At 54.6% G+C, this 1,270-nt stretch carries 1 protein-coding gene; it reads left to right on the top strand.

Translation table 11 applies throughout. The features are described from left to right. On the top strand, positions 1-1,217 hold a 1,217-nt coding region (locus tag Mcas_RS18580), incomplete at its 5' end, for a hypothetical protein (RefSeq protein ID WP_162176352.1). Positions 1,218-1,270: the final 53 nt, after the last annotated feature.

The following is a 1,270-nucleotide window of genomic DNA, read 5'->3' as shown; positions in this document are numbered from 1 at the left end:
CTCCATCGGATCGGGGTGAGGCTTATGTCCACGAATTGATGTTGAGCACCGACATGATCGCTTCGGAAAAAAGCCATGCGCACATGCGGGTCCAGGTGCTTGATTCAGCGGTGATCGAAGGTGCTGATCTGGGTTCGGTTTCTTCCGATACCGGTGCGGCCGGTGGGGTATCGAACACCCAGGTTTCCAATGTCGTCAACCTGGCCGATCCCTGGGAAATCCGGCAAATGTGGTTGGAAACCGAAGCATGGGGCATTGGCGTCAAATTTGGTGAAATGCCCATCACCCTTAATGACACCATCCTGGTGGGTGATGACCTTTCTTCCAATGGTGGCCTGTTGCTCTCCAAAACCTTTGGCAACGTGACTGCCGTGGTGGGCAACATTCGCATCAACGAAGACATGTCCACGGGGGCATCCTCGGGTAATGATGCGGGCAAGGGTGCCGATAGCGACGACGCCAATTTGTGGGCCATGAGCCTGTTCGGCAAGGCGGGTCTGGCTGATTACAATTTCACCCTGGCTTATGCCGATCTTCAAGAAGCTTCCGATTTCATGGAAGTGTTGGAAACCGTCTGCGGTGCGACGACGCCCTGTGCCACCACTGATGGCAGCAATATTTGGGCTGCTTTGACCTTGAGTGGCAAGCTGGGTTATGTCAATGCGGTGGGTACGGTGATCTATGAGGATGGTTATGACCTGTCGCAGGACACGACCGGTTCCAAGATTTCCAATCTGTGGTCCAGCTCTGGAATTTTGGGTGCGTTGCGTTTGAATGGCAGCACCGGATTTGGCGAATGGAATGCCTACGGTTTTGTCGCCTCTGAAGATTTCAACAATATCACCAACGACAACATGGTGTGGTCGGCGACCTGGGACCAAGGCGGCCCCAATGGAATCGATCTGATGAACAACTTTGCCGTTGGCGCAGGCACCAACACCTCTCCCAGCGAAAATATGACGGGTATTGGTGTGGGCCTCAAAGTCAAAGCGGCGGGTTGGACCATCAATCCCATGATCGACTATGCGGAAGTGACGGAAGCCCAAGCGGGTGGTACCTGGGATTCCGCGACGGGTGGCAGCCTGCTCCTCTCTACCGATATCCAAAAAGACACCACGCTCTCTTTGGAAGCGGCAGTGGTCAGCCCGGAGGGGATCAATCGGACCAACGAAGACARCGCCTTCTATGCTCAGGCGGGGATCAAGATGATTTTCTGATCTGAATGTCTTCAGTGCAGAACCCGAAGGGGATGGCTTGAAAGGGCCATCCC

The organism is Candidatus Magnetobacterium casense (assembly GCF_000714715.1).
GTDB lineage: Bacteria > Nitrospirota > Thermodesulfovibrionia > Thermodesulfovibrionales > Magnetobacteriaceae > Magnetobacterium > Magnetobacterium casense.
Note: the sequence above shows the minus strand (reverse complement) of the source record. Positions and strands in the feature narration are given on the sequence as shown.